Source organism: Bacillus sp. FAU18 (assembly GCF_056033885.1).
Window position 1 is genome coordinate 1,286,088 of record NZ_JBVYHZ010000003.1, and the last position, 20,338, is coordinate 1,306,425.

Here is a 20,338-nt window from a genome sequence, read left to right on the forward strand (position 1 = left end):
GTACTGTACCATATTTCCTCCATTTTATATTTTCCCCTATCAAATAAAAAAACACCGTTCAAACTTATGAACGGTGTGATTCGGAGGCTATTGGATGAGACGTGTGATTTGTTTCTTTTTCCAGACGAATTGATAATACCCATAAATCAACAGCAAGCTGACGGCAAACGCAGCTGGATAACCAACCCAGACGCCGAGTATTTCAAGCTTTGTATAGTGAGAAAGGACGAAAGCGACAGGCACCTCTACTCCCCAGATTGCAAAAATACTGATGACGGTCGGCCATAAAACCGTTCCGCTTGCCCGCATCGTTGCAGAAATAATTTGGGCATTTCCAAACAGCAAATAGCTCCACAATGTAATCATCAAAAGACGGTGCGCAATGTAAAGCGTCTCTTGCTCGGTTAAAAATAACGATAAAATCTGATGTGAAAAAACATAGATCAGAATAATCAGTACGCCGCCAATGATATAATTCAGCCAAATCCCCACGCGAATGACCTGCTTTAAGCGGTCAAACTCGTTTGCCCCGATCGATTGCGCAGCGAAAATAGAAACCGCAATACCAAGGCTAACGGCCGGCATCTGTACATAGCTGGCCACCTGGTTGACCACTCCGTATGCAGCTGTTGCATTAGAGCCGTAATGATTGACGAATGATATAACCGCTATCTCTGATAATGAGACAAGAATCATATTGATGCTTGCTGGGACCCCAAGACGCAGCAGGAGAACCAGCAGTTCCTTATCCATTTTCAAATAACGACGCACTGTTTTATCAAATTGCAGCGGGTGTTTTCGCTTTCGTAAATACACCATTAACACGAGAAAAGTCGCAATCGTGGAAATGACAGTTGCATATGCCGAGCCGTATATGCCCAGTTTCGGAAAACCAAACATGCCAAGGATTAAAACAGGCAAAAGCGCGATGTTGATGACCGTGCTCACAATCAGCGTATAAAACGGTGTCTTGGAATCTCCTGTTCCGCGCAAAAAGGTAGTATATGCAAAATATAAAAACATAAACGGCATAGCATAAAATAAAATACGTGCATAGTTAGCGCTGACATGAATGACATTTTCAGGCGTGCCCATTAAACGAAGGATATCCAGGGTGAAAATACTGCCGATGACGGCTAACACAACGCCTAATAAAAATGTAAACGTGAGCGTCGTTCCGACAACAGCCTTTAGCCGTTCCTCATTTTTCGCTCCGTAAGCTTGTCCGATCAGAATCGAACTTCCTGAACCGATCCCAATCGTAAATGAGATTAAAAGAAAAAATAACGGGAAAAAGGATGATACAGCTGCCACTGCATCAACACCGAGCCATCTGCCTACAGCCATCATCCCGACTAGCTGGCCGACTGATTGCAGCACATTGCTCAGCAGAAGCGGCACCAAAAAGAGTGACATCGACCGCCAAACTGATGATTTGCTTTTCTTTTGAGTTACAAGAGGTTCTTGTGATGTTTCCATATTAAAGGACTCCTTTATTTGAAATCGTTTTTAAACATGCCCTCATTTTTTGACAAAAACAGGATATGTAACATGTTATTATTCATCATTGCACATATGAAACCCTTCCCGATTCTTCTAATTTTACACATCTTTTTAGCTTATGAAGAATAAACTAGCAAGTAATGGCGTATTTTTTGTGAGTAAAAGAATAAAAAATAATTTATGCAAAAGTATTGTAATCTACCCGTAATCATTGTAACATTTGTAATATAAGAGAAAGAGATTTTGAAGGAGAGAGCGATAATGAAAAAATGTCTTCTATTTCTAACAACCATTGCACTTATTCTGTCATTAAGCACAAATGCATTTGCGAAAAATACATCAGGCGATTTATCACAAAAACAAGCATTACAGTTGGCATTATCCGCTAGAGAACATTTTTGGAACACCATGAGCGGCCACAATCCGAAGGTGAAAAAAGCAGTTTGCCCATCAGGCACATTCGAGTATCAAAATCTTCAATATGTATACATGTGCAGTGATCTAGGCACTAAAGCAAAAGCGGTGAATTACTTAACTCCTATTTTTACAAAAACAGCAATCGAAAAAGGCTTTAAAGATTATCATTTCACTGTTTCAAAAGGAAAACTTGCTGTTCCAATCGGTGACGGAGACAATCTTTTGAATTGGAAAAAATCAACTGCTAAACTGGTCTCTAAAAAAGGCGGCACAATCACATACGAATTTACCGTCCCTACTTTAGACGGATCCCCTTCTGCAAAACGGAAAGTGACATTCGTGAAAGAAAATAAAAAATGGAAAGTCAATCAATTTGACGCAGTTATATAAGAAAAACGCCCGGTATAAGCGGGCGTTTTTATTTGGTTTGCATAAAGAAAGACAACAGGCAAAAAGTGCCTGTTGTCTTTTGAATATAACGCTCTAGGAGAGATTCGAACTCCCGACCTGCAGTTTAGGAAACTGCTGCACTATCCGCTGTGCTACTAGAGCTTTTGGTATTTATATAGTAGCTCTGATGATCAATATTTTCAAGCGATTTGTATTAAAGCCCTCCAAAAACCTTATATGCGGCTCTTGTCGTATCTTCATCAATACCGATATACCGCATTGTAATTGATGGTGATGAATGATTCAGTATTCTCTGCAGCTCGGCGATGTCTTTCGTTCGCTGATAAAAATGATAGCCAAACGTTTTCCGGAGTGTATGCGTCCCTATCTCCTCAAGTCCGCACGCCGCAGCAGCCTCTCTTAAAATTCTGTAGGCCTGAATGCGGGAAATCGGCTTCCTGGTCCGCACTGATTTAAAAAGATATTCGTTTTCCTTCATGTCTTTCGTATACTCGTATATTTCCTGTTTCAGCGATTCTAAAATAAGAATCTTTCTTTTCTTTTTCGTTTTGCTTTCAGTCGCCCATAAATGATCTTTATTTTGAACGTCCTTCACTTGCAGCGGCAGAATATCAGAAATGCGGAGCGCGCTGTTGATGCCGAAAATAAACAGAAAATAATCCCGCTTGTTTTTGTTAAGCAAATACTGTTTGACTTCTTGGATTTTCTCTAGACTGCGAATCGGCTGTACAATATGCATCAAAAAACTCCTTAAAAACTGTTATGTAACGTTTTGAGGTCTATGTTACTATTATATCTGAAAAACGTTGAATGTCAAAGTGCGGCGGCATTTATGTAACATAATATACATAGTGTTACATAAGCTTTTAAAAAAGCTTCCTCAAACCTTCACCCTATAAAATAAGCTTTAAAGCCTCTTATAAAGCTTTTAACCTCTTGGATACTTATCCCCCTACTAATCATCAAAAAAACTCTTAAAACGAAATCTGACGCTCCTAATTTTCTGGAGCTTCCGCAAAAAACATACAAAAAAAGACACAATTTCAAATTGTGTCCTAATCTTCATCCTTTACATCAATATCTTCCGGGATTGGTTCATTTAATATTTCCTGCACCTGTGCTTTGTAATTCTCCAGCTGTTCGAGATGTGTTTTGAACTGCTCCTTATAAATCAAAAATTGCTCCCCGTCATGAACGGCTCTGATTTTCCCTTCGAGCACCAAGCTTTTAATATAATCCTCTGAAAGATTTGTATATTCTGCTGTTTCTTCAATCGTTAAATACATATAGCAGTCCCTTCTTAATCCGTATGCTGATTCTAATATAGCACATGGCTCATATCAATATAATCAATTTTGCACAGAAAAACGGCTTTATGTACTATATAATATACCATTTGTCACTTGTGAAAACGCTGTAATTTTTTTACGCTAAGATTGTAACAATACAGCTTCATATAGGAGGGAGAACATGAAAAGAACGTGGAACGTCTGTTTAACAGCTCTGCTTAGTGTTCTGTTAGTCGCTGGAAGTGTCCCTTTTCACGCGGAAGCTAAAAAACCGCCCAAAAGCTACGATGAGTACAAACAAGTAGATGTTGGAAAAGACGGCATGGTTGCGACCGCACATCCTCTTGCTTCTGAAATCGGTGCTGATGTGCTGAAAAAAGGAGGAAATGCTATTGACGCAGCGGTTGCCATTCAATTTGCACTCAATGTAACAGAGCCGATGATGTCAGGTATTGGCGGCGGCGGTTTTATGATGGTGTATGACGGAAAAACGAAGGATACAACGATAATCGACAGCCGTGAGCGTGCTCCAGCAGGCGCAACCCCTGACATGTTTTTGGATGAAAACGGCAAAGCAATTCCCTTCTCTGAACGTGTGACAAAAGGTACTGCCGTTGGTGTTCCAGGCACGCTGAAAGGGTTGGAAGAAGCCTTGGATAAATGGGGAACCCGTTCAATGAAGCAATTAATTACCCCTTCTATTAAACTCGCTGACAAAGGCTTTCCGATTGATTCAGTGTTGGCAGATGCCATTTCTGATTATCAGGAAAAACTTTCACGGACTGCCGCAAAAGATGTATTTTTGCCAAATGGCGAACCGCTTAAAGAAGGAGATACCCTTATTCAAAAGGATTTGGCTAAAACATTTAAGCTTATTCGCTCCAAAGGCACTGACGCTTTTTATAAAGGAAAATTCGCCAAGGCGCTTTCTGACACTGTCCAGGATTTCGGCGGATCAATGACAAAAAAAGATTTAGAAAATTACGACATTACAATTGATGAACCGATTTGGGGAGACTATCAAGGCTATCAAATCGCTACTACTCCTCCTCCAAGCTCCGGCGGTATTTTCTTATTGCAAATGCTGAAAATCCTTGATGATTTTAACCTTTCACAATACGATGTCCGCTCATGGGAAAAATATCAGCTGCTTGCTGAAACGATGCATTTGTCATATGCCGACCGTGCGTCTTACGCAGGTGATCCCGAATTTGTAAATGTTCCTCTCAAAGGCCTGCTTCACCCCGATTATATTAAAGAACGCCAGCAATTAATCAACCTAGATCAAGTGAATAAAAAACCGAAAGCCGGTGACCCTTGGAAATACCAAGAAGGATCAGCAAACTATAAACAAGTTGAACAGCCGAAAGACAAAGTAGAAGGCCAAACAACCCACTTTACAGTTGCTGACCGTTGGGGAAATGTTGTTTCCTATACAACAACAATCGAACAGCTGTTCGGAACGGGTATTATGGTCCCTGATTACGGAGTCATCCTAAACAATGAATTAACGGATTTTGATGCGATACCAGGCGGAGCTAACGAAGTACAGCCAAACAAACGGCCTTTAAGCAGCATGACCCCGACGATTTTATTTAAGGATGACAAGCCTGTCCTCACTGTTGGATCTCCTGGCGGGGCCACGATTATTTCATCCGTTTTGCAAACCATTCTCTACCACATTGAATATGGTATGGAATTAAAAGCAGCTGTTGAAGAGCCGAGAATTTACACAAACAGCATGAGCTCTTACCGTTACGAGGACGGAGTTCCTAAAGATGTCCTCAGCAAGCTAAACGGCATGGGCCACAAATTCGGCACAAGTCCGGTGGAAATCGGAAACGTACAAAGCATATCGATCGACCATGAAAACGGCACCTTTAAAGGCGTAGCTGATTCAAGCAGAAATGGCGCAGCGATCGGCATTAATTTAAAACGCAAATAAAAAGAAAAAACTGTACTCGCTTCAAATGAGTACAGTTTTTTATGCAGATCTTTAATAACAACGGGCATTGCTGATGCTCTGTATCCCTGATTGCAATCCAAAATGACAGAATGATGACTGCTTCTTTGACAAACGTCTTTATTCTGCTAATGCCCGTCTATCTTCATCTTTTCATTTCGTTTATCTCATCAAGAAATGTCTGAAACGCACTCGTAATAAAAAAGTCTTTCCTGTATATAAAGACGATCTCTAAGTCTTGATATGCTGGTGGCAGTTGATGAATCCACACATTTGTACGATGCTCGGAGCAGTCAACAGCGGACTTTGGGAGCAGCGCCGTACCCATCCCGGCGGAAACACCTTTTATAATTGCCTCCAATGTGCCAAACTCTATGATTTTTTGATTGTGTATGCCTGCTTCCTCTAGTAATCTTTTGACCCTGTCACGATGAGAACAGCCAGCCCCAAAAAGGAGCATCGGCTGCTGAAGCATGTCTTCTGCCGTCCCTTCTCGTGATGAAATCAAAACTAATTCATCATGGGAAACATGGAGTTGTCTAACTGCAGCGTGTTCAACCGGCCCATATACAAAAGCGCCATCAACTTTATGATCAAGAACCTGTTGAATCAAATGATGCGTATCAGCTGTGTTCACTGATAAATCCACTTCAGGAAAACGCCTGAGGAAGGATGCTGCATGCTCAGGCAGATGCGTTACCGCCGTCGTTTCCAGTGATCCGATCCGCAAAGGCCCTTTTGGTTGCCTGCTCATTCGGGTCGATTTTTCAGCTTTGTCTAACAGCGATAATACTTGATCTGCATATTGTAAAAGATTTTCTCCTGCAGCAGTCAGCTTCATCCCCCGATTCGTTCGATGAAAAAGCCTGATATTCAAATCTTCCTCAAGCTTATGCACTCTGGCTGTCACATTCGACTGAACATAATTCAGCATTTGGGCTGCTTTCGTTATGCTTCCTTCGCGGGCAACAGCCTGAAAAATCTTTAAATCTCCGCTTTCCACGCGCTCTCACCTGCTTGCTATGATGAAAAGTGATATTAGCTATCATATTTGTTCATTTTACTCGAAGAAAACCGCTATGTAAAATATGTAAAGATATGAAAATACAATTCAATGAGGAGGCAGACAGCATGAAAGCTGTAATTCACAACGGAAAAGCCGGTCTTCTGGGGTTATCAGTTCAGGACGTTCCATCAACAAAGCCTGGATACGGAGAGGTAAAGGTTAGATTAAAATCTGCGGGTCTGAATCATCGTGACTTGTTTCTTATGAAGTACACATCTGAACAAGATCCTCACGTGATCCTCGGTTCTGACGGCGCGGGTATCATTGAAGAGATTGGTGAAGGCGTGAAAAATGCTACTGTTCAGACAGAAGTAGTCATTTTCCCGACATTGAACTGGGATTTGACAGAGAATGTTCCACCTGTACCTGAGATTCTGGGAGGTCCTTCAGACGGAACACTTGCTGAATATGTGATCATTCCTTCACAAAATGCAATCAAAAAACCTGCTTATTTATCTTGGGAAGAAGCGGGCGTTTTACCTTTATCCGCTTTAACTGCATATCGGGCCTTGTTTACAAAGGGGCAATTAAAAAAAGGCGAGCAACTATTGATACCCGGCATCGGAAGCGGGGTTGCAACCTACGCTTTATTGATGGCTAAAGCGATTGGGGCAACAGTAAGCGTGACCTCCCGCAGTGAGGAGAAAAGAAAAAGGGCGCTGCAATTAGGTGCTGATTACGCATTTGACAGCTACAGCAATTGGGATGAGCAGTTGCAGGGAAAAAAGATAGATGTTGTTCTTGACAGCATAGGACCTGCCCTCTTTTCGGAATACTTCCGCCATGTAAAATCAAATGGCCGCATTGTCAGCTTTGGGGCAAGCTCAGGGGATAATCTCAGTTTTCCGGTGCGTTCTCTATTCTTTCCTCAGGTCAATGTTTTGGGAACCTCGATGGGAAGCGGTGAGGAATTTCAAGCTATGCTCGCTTTCATTGACAAACATAAGCTTCGGCCTGTAATTGACCGGATATATCCTTTAGAAAAAGCATGTGAAGCATATAAAAGAATGCAGGAAGGCAGACAGTTTGGAAACATCGGGATCGTAATGGAATAAAAAAAGAAACCGGCCTGGCAGCCAGACCGGTTTCTCTTATATGATAATCCCCTTTATTTACGGAAGAACTGAACTCCCCATCAAATATCGATCCACTTCACGCGCCACTTCACGGCCTTCATTAATCGCCCATACGATTAAGCTTTGGCCTCTTCTTGCATCCCCTGCGGCGAATACACCATCGATATTTGTTTGATAATCCCCATATGCTGCACTGATTTTGTTATTTACTGAATCAACACCGAACTGTTTCAACAGCGGCTGTTCTGTGCCTTCAAAGCCGATAGCGATAAAGACAAGCTGAGCAGGCCATACTTTTTCCGTTCCAGGCAGCTCGCGGAACTCGTATTTTCCATGCTCATTTTTCACTTTTTCCATTTGGATGGTATGAAGTTCTTTTAGCTTTCCGTTTTTATCCGCGACCATTTTTGTCGTTTGAATGGAGTATTCTCTCGGATCTCTTCCGAATTTTGCTTCTGCTTCCTCGTATGCATATTCAAGCGTAAAGACGTGTGGCTGTTCAGGCCACATATTGTCATTCGTGCGGGCTGGCGGAAGTTTCGGGTGTTTGCCGAATTGGTGCACGCTTTTGGCTTTTTGACGCAGAGCAGTAGCCACACAGTCAGCTCCTGTATCTCCGCCTCCGATTACGATGACATCTTTCCCTTTGGCATCAATGAATTGCTTGTCTTTAAAATTAGAATCTAAATAGCTTTTTGTTGCAAGTGTCAGGTAGTCCATCGCGTAATGGACTCCTTTTGAGTCGCGTCCTTCAATTAAGAGGTCCCGCTGTTTTTGAGCGCCTGTGCATAGGATCACAGCATCAAATTGCTCCTTTAGTTCATCAGCTGTAATGTCAACACCGATTTCTGTGTTCGTGACAAAATCAATTCCTTCTTGTGTCAGCAATTTAATTCGGCGTTCTACAATGCCCTTCTCAAGCTTCATGTTTGGAATGCCGTATGTTAAAAGGCCGCCCGCTCTGTCTGCTCGTTCAAAAACAGTGACGGAATGTCCCGCTTGATTCAGCTGGTCAGCACTCGCCAGTCCGGCTGGACCTGACCCGACGATGGCCACTTTTTTGCCTGTTCGTTTTTTTGGAATTCTAGGTTGAATCCAGCCGTTCTCAAATCCTTTATCGATAATGGTCCGCTCGATGTTTTTAATTGATACGGCCGGGTCTGAAATCGCTAAAGTGCATGATCCTTCACAAGGAGCGGGGCATACCCGCCCTGTGAATTCAGGAAAGTTGTTTGTTTTCAACAGACGTTCCAATGCTTCCTTCCATCTGCCCCGGTAGACAAGATCATTCCATTCAGGAATTAAGTTGTAAATCGGACAGCCGGATGTAAATCCGTTAATGTCAGCACCGATCTGGCAAAACGGTGTACCGCAATCCATGCACCGCGCCCCTTGCCGTTTCGATGCTTCTTCTGAAAAAGGAGCAGAATATTCTTTCCAATCCTTTAAGCGAGTGAGAGGGTCCCGCTCCGCAGGTTTTTCTCGTTTGATCTCCATAAATCCAGTTGGTTTCCCCATGTTCCTCTCCCCTTCCTTACTGTACTACCGCTTGTTTTTGTCCCGATGCTGCTGTATTCTGCTTTGGCTTCGTGTTGGCCTCAAAAGCGAACATGATGGCTTCTTCATCTGATAAACCTGCAGCTTTTTGCTCTTGGATGCTTGCGAGCATTTGTTTATAGTTTTTCGGAATGACTTTGACGAATTTTTTCACACTGTCTTCCCATTGATCAAGCAGATCTTCTGCTTTTTGGCTGTTTGTATACGCAATATGTCTTTCAAGCATTGCTTTGATTTGCTGGATTTCTTTCTCATCCTCTAATGATTCAAATAAAATCATCTCAAGGTTGCATTTGCGTTTAAACGCTTTGGCATCTTCGGCCAGTACATAAGCGATTCCGCCGGACATACCTGCCGCAAAGTTTTTGCCTACATCACCGAGAACGACAACGCTGCCGCCAGTCATGTATTCACAGCCGTGGTCGCCAATACCTTCTACAACTACGTTCACACCGCTGTTTCGAACGGCAAAGCGTTCACCAGCACGTCCGTTAATATATGCTTCTCCGCTTGTCGCACCGTAAAAAGCCACGTTGCCGATAATGACATTGTCATCCGAAGCAGAGTTGAATCCTTCTGGTGACTTGACGATGATTTTTCCGCCAGAAAGCCCTTTTCCGACGTAATCATTTGAGTCTCCGTCCAAATAAAGCGTCATCCCTTTAGGAACGAAAGCTCCAAAGCTTTGGCCGGCTGATCCGGTAAAGTGCAGCTTGATTGTATCTTCAGGAAGCCCTTCTTCTCCGTAGTACTTTGAGATTTCACTGCCGGTTATCGTTCCGGCTACACGGTTTGTATTGTTGATTTCGATAGAAACTTCCGCTTCTTTTCCAGACTCGATGGCTTCTTGTACGGCCGGGAGAATCGCTGTAATATCAAGCGATTGATCAATTTTATGATTTTGCGGCGATTGGAACGTCCGTACACCTTCAGGCTGATAAAGAAGGGTAGACAAATCAAGCTGGCTTGCTTTCCAATGTCCCTTTGCCCGTTCACTTACATGAAGTGCGTCCGTGCGGCCGATCATTTCATCAAATGTCTTGAAGCCTAACGCAGCCATGTACTCACGAACTTCTTCAGCAATGAACATCATATAATTTACAATATGATCAGGATCACCCATGAATTTTTTGCGAAGCTCTGGATTTTGTGTCGCTACACCGACAGGACATGTATCCAAATGGCAGGCACGCATCATGACACAGCCGAGTACAACTAACGGAGCCGTTGCGAAACCGAATTCTTCGGCGCCGAGCAAAGCAGCCATCACAACATCTCGGCCCGTCATGAGCTTTCCGTCTGTTTCTAATACAACACGGTCACGAAGTCCGTTCAGCATTAGTGTTTGATGTGCTTCTGCAAGGCCAAGCTCCCACGGAAGCCCTGTATGTTTAATACTGGTTTTCGGAGAAGCGCCTGTACCTCCGTCATAGCCGCTGATCACAATGACATCTGCAGTCGCTTTGGCAACACCTGCAGCAATTGTTCCTACACCTGCTTTTGACACCAGCTTTACGCTGATTCTTGCGTCACGGTTAGCATTTTTCAAATCGTGGATCAGCTGGGCTAAATCCTCAATCGAATAAATGTCATGGTGTGGCGGAGGTGAGATTAATCCGACACCTGGCGTTGACCCGCGGACATCGGCAACCCATGGATATACCTTGTTGCCAGGCAGCTGCCCGCCTTCACCCGGCTTAGCACCTTGAGCCATTTTAATCTGCAGCTCGTCAGCATTGACGAGGTAATGGCTTTTGACACCAAACCGTCCGGATGCAATTTGTTTGATCGCACTTCTTCTATCATCGCCGTTCTCATCTGGAACAAAGCGTTGGGGATCTTCTCCGCCCTCACCGCTGTTGCTTTTTCCTCCAAGACGGTTCATTGCGATTGCTAAAGCTTCGTGTGCTTCCTTACTCAAGGACCCGAATGACATCGCACCCGTTTTAAAACGTTTGACAATCGATTCAGCGGATTCAACCTCCTCCAACTTCAAAGGCTTGCGGTTTCCGTCAAATGCGAACAAGTTCCGCAAAAATCCGATGCGTTCTTCATCAGCCGCTTTTGTATACTGTTTAAACAGATTGTAATCATTTCTGCGGCACGCCCATTGCAAAGTATGAATCGTTTTCGGATTAAACGCATGATGCTCTCCGCCATTTCTCCATTGGAAGTCACTTCCCGGTTCAAGCGTTTTGCTGTAATCATCCTGATACGCTTCCCGGTGGCGGCGCTGTGCCTCTTCTGCAATTGTTTGTAAATCGATGCCGCCTAGCTGTGATGCAGTACCTGTGAAATAGCGGTCGATCACATCGCGGCTGATTCCTACCGCCTCAAAGATTTGGGCGCCTCTGTAGCTTTGCACAGTTGAAATTCCCATCTTGGACATCACTTTTACGACGCCCTCAGTAATGCTTTTTCCATATTTGCTGACCGCTTCTTCATAGCTGATATCCAAACGGCCTTCATCAATTTCTTGCTTGTAGGTCGCATAAGCGAGATAAGGGTTAATCGCATCTGCTCCATAACCGATTAACGCTGCAAAGTGATGCACTTCACGTGCTTCTCCCGATTCCACAATAATGCTGACTTTCGTACGCAGCCCTTTGCGGATTAAATGCTGGTGCAGCGCGCTTACTGCCAGAAGCGGCGGAATTGGTGTCAGTCGTTCGTTCATCTTTTTGTCTGATAAAATTAACAGACTTACACCTTGGCTGATGGCTTTTTCTGCCTGTGTGAACATATCCTTTAATCCGCGTTCAAGATCCTCTGAAAACAGCACATCGATTTTTTGGCTTTTTAAATCAGGATGAACAATCGTTTTCAATGCGTAAAACTGTTCATTGGATAAAACAGGTGTATACAGTTTAATCCGGCGAACATTTCGTTCACTTGGATGAAGAAGATCGCCTTCCGCACCGAGCCAAGTCATTGTTGAAGTGACAAGCTGCTCACGAATCGCGTCGATTGGCGGGTTCGTTACTTGTGCAAACAGCTGTTTAAAGTAGTTAAACAGTGATTGCGCTCGGTCAGAAAGTACAGCAAGCGGCGCGTCATTCCCCATTGAACCAAGGGGATCTTTGCCTTCTTTAATAACAGGAATTAGATATTTTTGGATATCTTCATATGTGTATCCGAATGCCTTCTGGCGAGTAAGAAGATCACTAAATTGTTCTTCCTCTCTTGACTCCGGATCAGGATTTACTTGTACAAGCTCTTCTTCAAGCCATTTTTGGTACGGATACTCAGTTGCAATTTGTGTTTTGACTTCTTCATCGGAGATAATACGGCCTTCTTCCAAGTCGATTAAAAGCATTTTCCCAGGCTCAAGGCGGTTTTTATATAAAACGTTCTCCTGTTCAACTTCAATAACGCCTACTTCAGATGAGAAAATAATATAATCATCTTTTGTGACATAATAACGGGCCGGACGGAGACCATTCCGATCAAGGATCGCCCCGATTTGTTTACCGTCAGTAAATGATATTGCTGTCGGTCCGTCCCAAGGCTCCATCAGGGAGCTATGGTACTCGTAGAACGCCCTTTTTTCCTTGGACATATGCGTATTTTCCGTCCAAGGCTCTGGAATGAGCATCATTGCCGTATGTGCCGGTTTGCGTCCAGCCATCACAAAAAACTCAAATGCGTTATCCAAAATGGAAGAGTCACTGCCATCAGCATTGAGAATCGGCAAAATCTTGTTTAAGTCCTCACCGAAGCTTTCAGAAACAAATTGCTGCTCACGTGCTCTCATCCAGTTGATATTTCCGCGAAGGGTGTTAATTTCACCATTGTGAACCAAATAGCGGTTAGGATGCGCTCTTTCCCATGTAGGGAATGTGTTGGTGCTGAAGCGTGAATGAACGAGCGCAAAAGCAGAAACGAATGCTTCGTCTTGCAGATCAGAATAAAATGCATCAACCTGTTCAGGTGTTAAAAGGCCTTTGTAAACAATGGTCTGGCTTGAAAGACTGGCAAAATAAAAATCAAGACCTTCCGTTACTCCCCAATTTTCAGCCTGTTTACGAATGACATACAATTTTCGTTCAAAAGATAAATTGTCCTTTAGATCAGAACTTGCGCCGATAAATACCTGACGGACAAACGGACAGCTTTTTTGCGCCACTGTTCCGATTTTTCCGACATTTACAGGTACAGTTCTCCATCCAAGAACGACTTGGCCTTCTTGTTCAATCAGTGCATTGATTTGCTTTTCAATTTTTTTTCTTTCATCTTCTTTCTGTGAGAAAAAGACCATTCCTACCCCGTAACGTTCTTTTTCTGGCAGATTGATGTCTTTGCACTCTTTTCTAAAGAAAGCATCAGGGATTTGAACCAGTAAGCCGGCTCCGTCTCCTGTATCCGGATCACTGCCTTGCCCTCCTCTATGGTCTAGCTGGCAAAGCATCTTAAGTCCTTGTTTGACAATGTCGTGAGTCTGCTTGCCCTTTAAGTGTGCATATAGGCCGATTCCGCATGCATCATGTTCAAATTCAGGACGGTAGAGACCTTGAGCTTTTGGCATTTGATTGTACGTCATAATTCCTCTCCCCCGATCAATTTCCGATAATACCGGTCATAAAATCTAACAACTCTATAATCATTGTAGGTTTTCAAAACGATATAAACAATATATAATTTAGATCAAAAGAATCTCAAAATGAGATAGATGGATGTGAGACAAACATGGAGCTGCGCCAACTGCGTTATTTCATGGAGGTTGCTGAAAGAGAACACGTTTCAGAAGCCGCTGATCATTTGCATGTGGCCCAATCAGCAATCAGCAGACAAATTGCCAATCTTGAAGAAGAATTAAATGTGACCTTATTTGAGCGTGAAGGGAGAAATATCAAACTCACGCCAATCGGAAAAGAATTTTTGATTCATGTGAAAACGGCGATGAAAGCCATTGATTATGCGAAAGAGCAAATTGATGAGTATCTTGACCCGCATCGCGGAACGGTAAAGATCGGCTTTCCTACAAGCCTCGCCAGCCAGCTTTTGCCGACTGTCATTTCAGCGTTTAAAGAAGAATATCCGCACGTCGAATTTTTGCTGCGCCAAGGCTCCTATAAGTTTCTGATTGAAGCTGTCAGAAACCGTGATATTGATCTGGCCTTATTAGGGCCGGTGCCGACGAATTTCTCTGACATAACGGGAAAAATATTATTTACTGAAAAAATTTACGCGCTTGTTCCATTAAATCATCCGCTTGCTAAACAAAAAACGGTTCATTTAATCGATTTGCGCAACGACCAATTTGTATTGTTCCCGGAAGGATTTGTACTTAGAGAGATGGCAATCGATACTTGCAAACAAGCAGGCTTTGCTCCTCTCGTTTCCACGGAGGGTGAGGATTTGGATGCTATCAAAGGGTTAGTGTCCGCAGGAATGGGCGTTACCCTTCTGCCTGAAAGTACTTTTGCTGAAACAACACCTCGTTTTACTGTGAAAATTCCAATTGAGTTCCCTCAAGTAAAACGGACTGTCGGAATCATTAAACCGAAAAATAGAGAGCTTGCGCCTTCTGCGAATGATTTTTATGAGTTTGTCATTCAATTTTTCTCTAAGCTGGAGCAGTATCAATAAAAAAATGAACCCGAGCTTCTATATAGAAGCTTCGGGTTTTTTTCTGCAAATTAATTTACAGGTAAAGAAAAATCCACATGGCAAACAAATGCTTCTTGATCAATTAGAGCTCTGTTTGTCAGTTCCTTTTTCTTTTCCGGTTCTTGAAGCTGTACAGAAGAGTAATTGACGATTCCAAGGCCGATTTCCGTCCCTTTTGAATCCATCAGCCGAACAACTGAACCGCTTTTGAATTTCCCTTTAATCTTCTGTACACCGTCCAGGTATAAACTCGATTGGCCGTTTGTTATTTTTCGTGAACAATCATCTGATAAAATCATTTCACCTTCCGGGCCGGAATTAAAAGCGATCCATTGCTCCTTTTGATTCAACGGAAGCGTTCCTTCTGCTTCAAAATAGGTGCCTTCCGCCTGTTCATGAACGGCGTGGTATAAAATATCGCCGGCATCTGCCTGACCTAGGAAACCTTTAATGCCAGACGCCATTACGATTTTAAACGCATCAAGCTTAGAACGCATGCCGCCGGTGCCAACGATGCTTCCAGTGTCACCTGCGCATGCTTCGATGTCAGGTGTTATTTCACTTACCCGCTGTATCCTTTTCGCTTCTGGATTTGTGCGCGGATTGCCGTCATATAATCCGTCTATATCTGATAAAATCACAAGCATATCTGCATCAATCAAACCTGCGACTTTTGCCGCGAGCGTATCATTGTCGCCAAACTTGAGCCGATTGACAGTAACTGTGTCATTCTCGTTTATGATCGGGATAATGCCGCGCTCGAGCAGTACATTCATTGTATTCCTGACATTGTTGTATCGATATTCATCAGAAAAATCGCTTCTCGTAATTAAAATTTGGGATGCGACATAGCCGTGTGCCAAGAACAGCTTTGAATAAGCCTCCATCAGCAATCCCTGGCCGATTGAAGCTGATGCTTGTTTTTCTGGAAGCTTCTCGGGCCTTTGGATAAATCCGAGCTTCCGATATCCTGCCGCCACTGCGCCTGAGGAAACCAAAATCACTTCATAACCGGCGTCTTTGAGTTTGACGACCTGGTCGACCAACGCTTCTAATTTTCGAATGCTGATTTCTCCATGAAGGCTTGTTAATGAACTGCTTCCAATCTTCACAACGACTCTTTTCATGCTTGTATCAGGCGTCACTTTATCACTCCTGATAGCGGCGCTGCAGTTTTTTCGATATCTTCGCTGATTTCCTTTGAACGCTTAGCCGCATGCTTTATTGCTTGAGAAATCGCTTCTCCGCCGCCGCTCTTTTGCAAGGCTTGCAGCCCTGCTGCTGTCGTTCCGTTCGGTGACGTGATATTATCTCTTAAGATCTCAGGATGTTCTCCTGTTTCCATGAGCATTTTTGCGGCACCTAAAAGTGTCTGTGCGCCGATGCTTCGAGATAACTGTTTATCGAGGCCCGCTTCCTCGCCTGTCTTTTCAATGAATTCCATTAAATAATAAAAATACGCGGGTCCGCTGCCTGCAATTCCGGTGAATATATCCATTTGATTTTCTTGGATTGTATAGACTTCGCCCATGCATCCGAGCAATGCTTCGGCCAGCTTCTTCAGGTCTTCCGACACATATTTGCCAAGGGCAATAGCTGTTGCAGAAGCGCCAATCATACTGGAAGTGTTGGGCATCACTCTGACAACCGGCTGTTCATTAAGCAATGATTGTTCAATAAAAGAGGTGGTTATGCCGGCAAGGACCGACAATATTAATTGATGGGGTTGAATACGTGATTTTAGTGATGACAGAGCGTTTTCGGCGTCTTTTGGCTTCATTGCCAAAATGAGTACATCCATGTCTTCAATACATAGTTGGTTCGGCAAGGCGCCTTTGATTCCATATTGAAGTTCAAGTTCAGTTAATCGCTCTGTATTGCTGCGGTTTGTAACGCAGATGTTTTGTTTCGGGATTTTGTTGGCACGAACGATACCTGATATCATTCCTTCCGCCATAGATCCTGCTCCTATAAAGGCTACTTTCTTTTGATCAAAGATCGGTAACATCTCCTTTGTTCGCTTTTTTGTTCGCATTTTCACACGTTTAAAATGTTACCACGTGAGGAAATGATGTCAAGTTTGAAGGCCATTATTGATTTGTATTGTTTCTTTTCGACAAATATGTATAATGAAAAGCAGAAAACACCCGGTTCACACTGCTGCGCCGGGTGTTTGTTTCTATTAAAAATTATCTGAGAGAGCTTTTTCAATCAGTTTTTTACAGCGATCCAGCTCTACCTTCAGCTGTTTTTTATATAGCTTGGCAGCTTCGTAATCTTTAAATTGATAGAGGACGACTTCCTGGAGCTTAGCCCCTTCTTTTTTTACTTTAATTTGTTTTAGTATCCCGTCATCAAGAAGCTCATGCAAAGACCGGTATACTTCTGTATGATTTGGTTTAAAACCAATCTCTTTAAATTCAGACCGAAGTACTTCAAGCAGCTTTAACCCATAGAGTCTCTCTTGCTCTGTCATCGTTATCATATAAAGCTTCAAAAATGCGCGCTGTTTCACTAAAAAGCCTGTTGAACTCCTTTTTTCTTCTTTCATCATATGCACTCCTTCTTCTGTCACTGACAACACTATGTACTAAATATTCAATTTTCTTTTAATGTTTTCCTTCTTTATATTAAAGACTGATAGTCCAGTCATTCTATGTTTACTGATTATAGGTGTAGCGGAAAAAATAAATTCTAACTGAACATTTGGTACATAGTTTTCTTAGTTCTATTATAGCCTGCATTCACTGCTATCTTCAATTTAAACGATTGTCAGGTTTACATATCGCATTTTACCGGTACGGATTTCATTCAACTAAAAAAACCTGTCGAAAGACAGGTTTTCATTTTTAAGGATTTGTTGACCATAATCCCGCTGTTTTGATGAAAATACGAGGATCTAATTTCAATTGTGCCACCATGTACTCAGCTAGATCCTCAGGCTGCATCACTTTTTCAGGATTACCGTCTGTTAAGTTCAATTCGATAGACATATCACTAGCAACAGTGCTCGGCGTTAACGCGCTGACTCTGATATTATGTTTTCTCACTTCTTGCATAAGAGACTCTGTTAACCCGAGAACGGCAAATTTAGAAGCGCTGTAAGCACTTGTTACAGCAGCTCCTCTTTGACCCGCTGTAGACGAAATATTAATGATGTCTCCGGCTTTGCGTTCGATCATTTCCGGAAGCACCGCGCGAGTCACATGGTACACACCCATTAGGTTGACTTGAATAATACTTTCCCACTCATCGGCTGACAGATCTAAGAAACCGCCAAATTTGCTGATGCCGGCATTATTAATGAGAATATCGATATCACCGAGCTGTTCCTTCACTTGAGCTACAGCTTGGTTAACCTGATCGGCATCTTTTACATCTGCAGCAGCAAATGCAGCTTTTACACCAAGCGCTTTGACTTCTTCAGCCACTTTTTCTACATTAGCGGAAGTCCGGCCAATTAACCCGATATTCACGCCTTCTTTGGCAAGCGCCAAAGCAGTAGCGCGGCCAATTCCTCTGCCTCCGCCTGTGATTAGTGCAGTTTTATGTTGTAAATTTTGCAATTGAAGCACCCTTTCTTTGTTTACATATGTACGATATCACATTATAAGTACAATACATTCAATACGCAAATCAAACGAACTGTGTAAATATCATTTCTTCTGATTAAAAAAACGGATACAGGGTAATGACATAAGAAAAGGAGTGAACATATGATTATAGTTTATATCAGTCTTGCAGTATTAGCAGTTTCTATTATCTTCTTAGGAGTTACCGTGATTCAAAACAAGAAAAAAATGGACCCTGCACTAAAGGAGCTTTCCTCTGTTACGCAGGCTATGCAAAAACAAATCGAAGGATTAAAAACAGAAACAGAGCTGCTGACGCAAAAACAAAAGAAGATTCAGCAGGATGTCCAAATGAAAAAATCCGCGTTTCAGCAGACCGCAGCTGAAGTAAAAGAAGTTCCTAAAGCTGTTAAAGAGGTGTGGCAGGCTGGCCATTTAAATAGCAGGTCATGATGAATGATATCCCGTTGTTTCGATCAGAATGGACAATGGGATATCATTTTTTGAGGAGGCTTTCGCATGATTGTAAACCACAGTTGCTTAAAGGAGTTCGCAGAAAAACTACATTCTCTTCCCTCTTCACTTACAAAGTCGGATTTACTTATTTCTCCATTTCATCTCCATCAAGAAAATGAACTTGACATCTACTATTCACCTCATAATGAATATATCAATCGGACTGCTACGATTGTGATTGCCGGGATCACGCCAGGTTTTTCCCAGATGAAAACAGCGTACGAAACAGCAGTCGAAAGTCTGCGGCAAGGCCGCACTCTTGAGCAAATGGCGGTAGATACAAAAATAGCAGCGGGTTTCTCCGGGTCGATGAGACATAACCTTATCACCATGCTGGATTTATGCGGGCTGCCGCAAGCTTTTGGCATTCAAAGCGCCGCAAAGCTTTTTGGAGAATTACGACATATGCTCCATACAACTTCCGTTATTAAATATCCTGTCTTTATCCAGCAAAAAAACTATACCGGATACAAACCGGCTATCACTCATTCTCCTATTCTAAGCACTTATGCTTTTGGGCACTTCCCTGCGGAGCTTAACCATGTGACGGGACCAGCTCTTCTCATTCCGTTAGGAAAAGCGGCCGAAACAGTGTGTGAAACATTGATCAGACAGCACAGCCTCCAGAATTTGATTTGCCTTAACGGCTTTCCCCATCCATCAGGCGCGAACGTCCATCGTTTGAAACAATTCAGCAAAAACAAAGAGCAACTAGAAACACAAATTCGTTCCTTTGCTGCATTGGTTGATTTCGCTATAGAAAAGAGGAAATAAAAGGGATATGATAAACAAAAACACAAACGTGGGGAGTGGTTGAATGTTTCCTATATTAGAAACGGATCGGCTTATACTTAGGCAAATCACAGATCAGGATGCGGAAGCCATTTTTGCTTGTTTCTCAAACGATGAGGTGACACGCTATTATGGGCTTGAAAACATGGAATCTATAGAACAGGCTATTTCAATGATTCAAACGTTTGCGGCCCTCTATCAAGAAAAACGCGGTATACGGTGGGGAATTGAAAGACGGGACACTAAAGAACTGATCGGAACAATTGGCTTTCACGCTCTGGCCCAAAAGCATAGGCGCGCGGAAATCGGTTATGAAATCATCCCCGAGCATTGGCGAAACGGATTTGCATCAGAAGTCATTTCAAAGGTCGTATCTTACGGATTGTCTGCCCTTGGACTGACGCGTATTGGCGCAGTTGTATTTACCGCTAATGAAGCATCAAATCGTCTGCTTCTAAAAATGGGTTTTCAAAAAGAAGGCGTTTTAAGACAGTACATGTATCAAAATGGGACACCATATGATACAAATGTGTACTCTATTGTAAAACCAAGAGAATGACGGCATT

17 protein-coding genes and 1 tRNA gene are annotated in these 20,338 nt (G+C 42.8%); 7 read left to right on the plus strand and 11 right to left on the minus strand.

Annotated elements, in window-relative coordinates:
* Positions 1 to 87: 87 nt before the first annotated feature.
* A complete protein-coding gene (locus tag AC0OMU_RS06540) occupies positions 88 to 1,479 on the minus strand; it encodes an MATE family efflux transporter (RefSeq protein ID WP_015483298.1) in 1,392 nt (463 codons plus the stop codon).
* Between the two features lie 285 nt (positions 1,480 to 1,764).
* Between AC0OMU_RS06540 and iseA the strand changes: the two genes are divergently transcribed.
* A complete protein-coding gene (gene iseA / locus AC0OMU_RS06545; RefSeq protein ID WP_014479968.1) occupies positions 1,765 to 2,310 on the plus strand; it encodes a DL-endopeptidase inhibitor IseA in 546 nt (181 codons plus the stop codon).
* Positions 2,311 to 2,399: 89 nt separating this feature from the next.
* Here the strand turns inward: iseA and AC0OMU_RS06550 are convergent.
* The 3 genes from AC0OMU_RS06550 to AC0OMU_RS06560 form a co-directional block, all read right to left on the minus strand.
* Positions 2,400 to 2,472: transfer RNA gene (locus AC0OMU_RS06550), tRNA-Arg, on the minus strand.
* 52 nt (positions 2,473 to 2,524) lie between these two features.
* On the minus strand, positions 2,525 to 3,070 hold the full coding sequence (locus AC0OMU_RS06555) for a site-specific integrase (RefSeq protein WP_003231473.1): 546 nt from the start codon (positions 3,068 to 3,070) through the stop codon (positions 2,525 to 2,527).
* 316 nt (positions 3,071 to 3,386) lie between these two features.
* Complete coding sequence (locus AC0OMU_RS06560; RefSeq protein ID WP_015383799.1) at positions 3,387 to 3,617, minus strand: excisionase family DNA-binding protein; 231 nt, start codon at positions 3,615 to 3,617, stop codon at positions 3,387 to 3,389.
* 184 nt (positions 3,618 to 3,801) lie between these two features.
* On the opposite strand from AC0OMU_RS06560, the gene ggt reads away from it, so the two are divergent.
* Positions 3,802 to 5,565: a gamma-glutamyltransferase gene (gene ggt / locus AC0OMU_RS06565; RefSeq protein ID WP_322839638.1), complete on the plus strand. Its 1,764-nt coding sequence runs from the start codon at positions 3,802 to 3,804 to the stop codon at positions 5,563 to 5,565.
* A 163-nt stretch (positions 5,566 to 5,728) separates the two neighbouring features.
* On the opposite strand, the gene yofA is transcribed toward ggt, so the two are convergent.
* Positions 5,729 to 6,586, minus strand: a complete 858-nt coding sequence (gene yofA / locus AC0OMU_RS06570) for a LysR family transcriptional regulator YofA (RefSeq protein ID WP_047182698.1) — start codon at positions 6,584 to 6,586, stop codon at positions 5,729 to 5,731.
* 128 nt (positions 6,587 to 6,714) lie between these two features.
* Here yofA and AC0OMU_RS06575 point away from each other — a divergent pair, with 128 nt between their 5' ends.
* On the plus strand, positions 6,715 to 7,704 hold the full coding sequence (locus AC0OMU_RS06575; protein ID WP_474240998.1) for a zinc-binding dehydrogenase: 990 nt from the start codon (positions 6,715 to 6,717) through the stop codon (positions 7,702 to 7,704).
* A 57-nt stretch (positions 7,705 to 7,761) separates the two neighbouring features.
* On the opposite strand, the gene gltD is transcribed toward AC0OMU_RS06575, so the two are convergent.
* Together gltD and gltB are read right to left on the minus strand one after the other, a co-directional pair.
* Complete coding sequence (gene gltD, locus AC0OMU_RS06580; RefSeq protein WP_014476983.1) at positions 7,762 to 9,243, minus strand: glutamate synthase small subunit; 1,482 nt, start codon at positions 9,241 to 9,243, stop codon at positions 7,762 to 7,764.
* 16 nt (positions 9,244 to 9,259) lie between these two features.
* A complete protein-coding gene (gene gltB / locus AC0OMU_RS06585) occupies positions 9,260 to 13,822 on the minus strand; it encodes a glutamate synthase large subunit (protein WP_474240999.1) in 4,563 nt (1,520 codons plus the stop codon).
* Positions 13,823 to 13,968: 146 nt separating this feature from the next.
* Between gltB and gltC the strand changes: the two genes are divergently transcribed.
* Positions 13,969 to 14,871: a glutamate biosynthesis transcriptional regulator GltC gene (gene gltC / locus AC0OMU_RS06590; RefSeq protein ID WP_004399246.1), complete on the plus strand. Its 903-nt coding sequence runs from the start codon at positions 13,969 to 13,971 to the stop codon at positions 14,869 to 14,871.
* Positions 14,872 to 14,921: 50 nt separating this feature from the next.
* Here gltC and proB read toward each other — a convergent pair whose 3' ends face one another.
* The 4 genes from proB to AC0OMU_RS06610 all read right to left on the minus strand — a co-directional run bounded on the left by proB (position 14,922) and on the right by AC0OMU_RS06610 (position 18,458).
* A complete protein-coding gene (gene proB / locus AC0OMU_RS06595; protein WP_042975927.1) occupies positions 14,922 to 16,037 on the minus strand; it encodes a glutamate 5-kinase in 1,116 nt (371 codons plus the stop codon).
* Positions 16,034 to 16,927 (minus strand): pyrroline-5-carboxylate reductase, encoded by an 894-nt coding sequence (proC, locus tag AC0OMU_RS06600; protein WP_474241000.1) that lies wholly within the window; start codon positions 16,925 to 16,927, stop codon positions 16,034 to 16,036. The genes proB and proC overlap by 4 nt, the downstream gene beginning before the upstream one ends.
* Positions 16,928 to 17,074: 147 nt before the next feature.
* Positions 17,075 to 17,443 carry a replication termination protein gene (rtp, locus tag AC0OMU_RS06605; RefSeq protein WP_003220337.1) on the minus strand — a complete coding sequence of 123 codons (369 nt, stop codon included), beginning with the start codon at positions 17,441 to 17,443 and terminating at the stop codon, positions 17,075 to 17,077.
* Positions 17,444 to 17,741: 298 nt separating this feature from the next.
* Complete coding sequence (locus tag AC0OMU_RS06610) at positions 17,742 to 18,458, minus strand: 3-ketoacyl-ACP reductase (RefSeq protein ID WP_322839640.1); 717 nt, start codon at positions 18,456 to 18,458, stop codon at positions 17,742 to 17,744.
* Positions 18,459 to 18,608: 150 nt separating this feature from the next.
* Here AC0OMU_RS06610 and AC0OMU_RS06615 point away from each other — a divergent pair, with 150 nt between their 5' ends.
* The 3 genes from AC0OMU_RS06615 to AC0OMU_RS06625 all read left to right on the plus strand — a co-directional run bounded on the left by AC0OMU_RS06615 (position 18,609) and on the right by AC0OMU_RS06625 (position 20,331).
* Positions 18,609 to 18,917, plus strand: coding sequence for a DUF948 domain-containing protein (locus tag AC0OMU_RS06615; RefSeq protein ID WP_021481395.1), 309 nt, complete (start codon positions 18,609 to 18,611; stop codon positions 18,915 to 18,917).
* Positions 18,918 to 18,983: 66 nt separating this feature from the next.
* Positions 18,984 to 19,754, plus strand: coding sequence for a hypothetical protein (locus AC0OMU_RS06620; RefSeq protein WP_047182705.1), 771 nt, complete (start codon positions 18,984 to 18,986; stop codon positions 19,752 to 19,754).
* A 43-nt stretch (positions 19,755 to 19,797) separates the two neighbouring features.
* Complete coding sequence (locus tag AC0OMU_RS06625; RefSeq protein WP_181219321.1) at positions 19,798 to 20,331, plus strand: GNAT family N-acetyltransferase; 534 nt, start codon at positions 19,798 to 19,800, stop codon at positions 20,329 to 20,331.
* Positions 20,332 to 20,338: the final 7 nt, after the last annotated feature.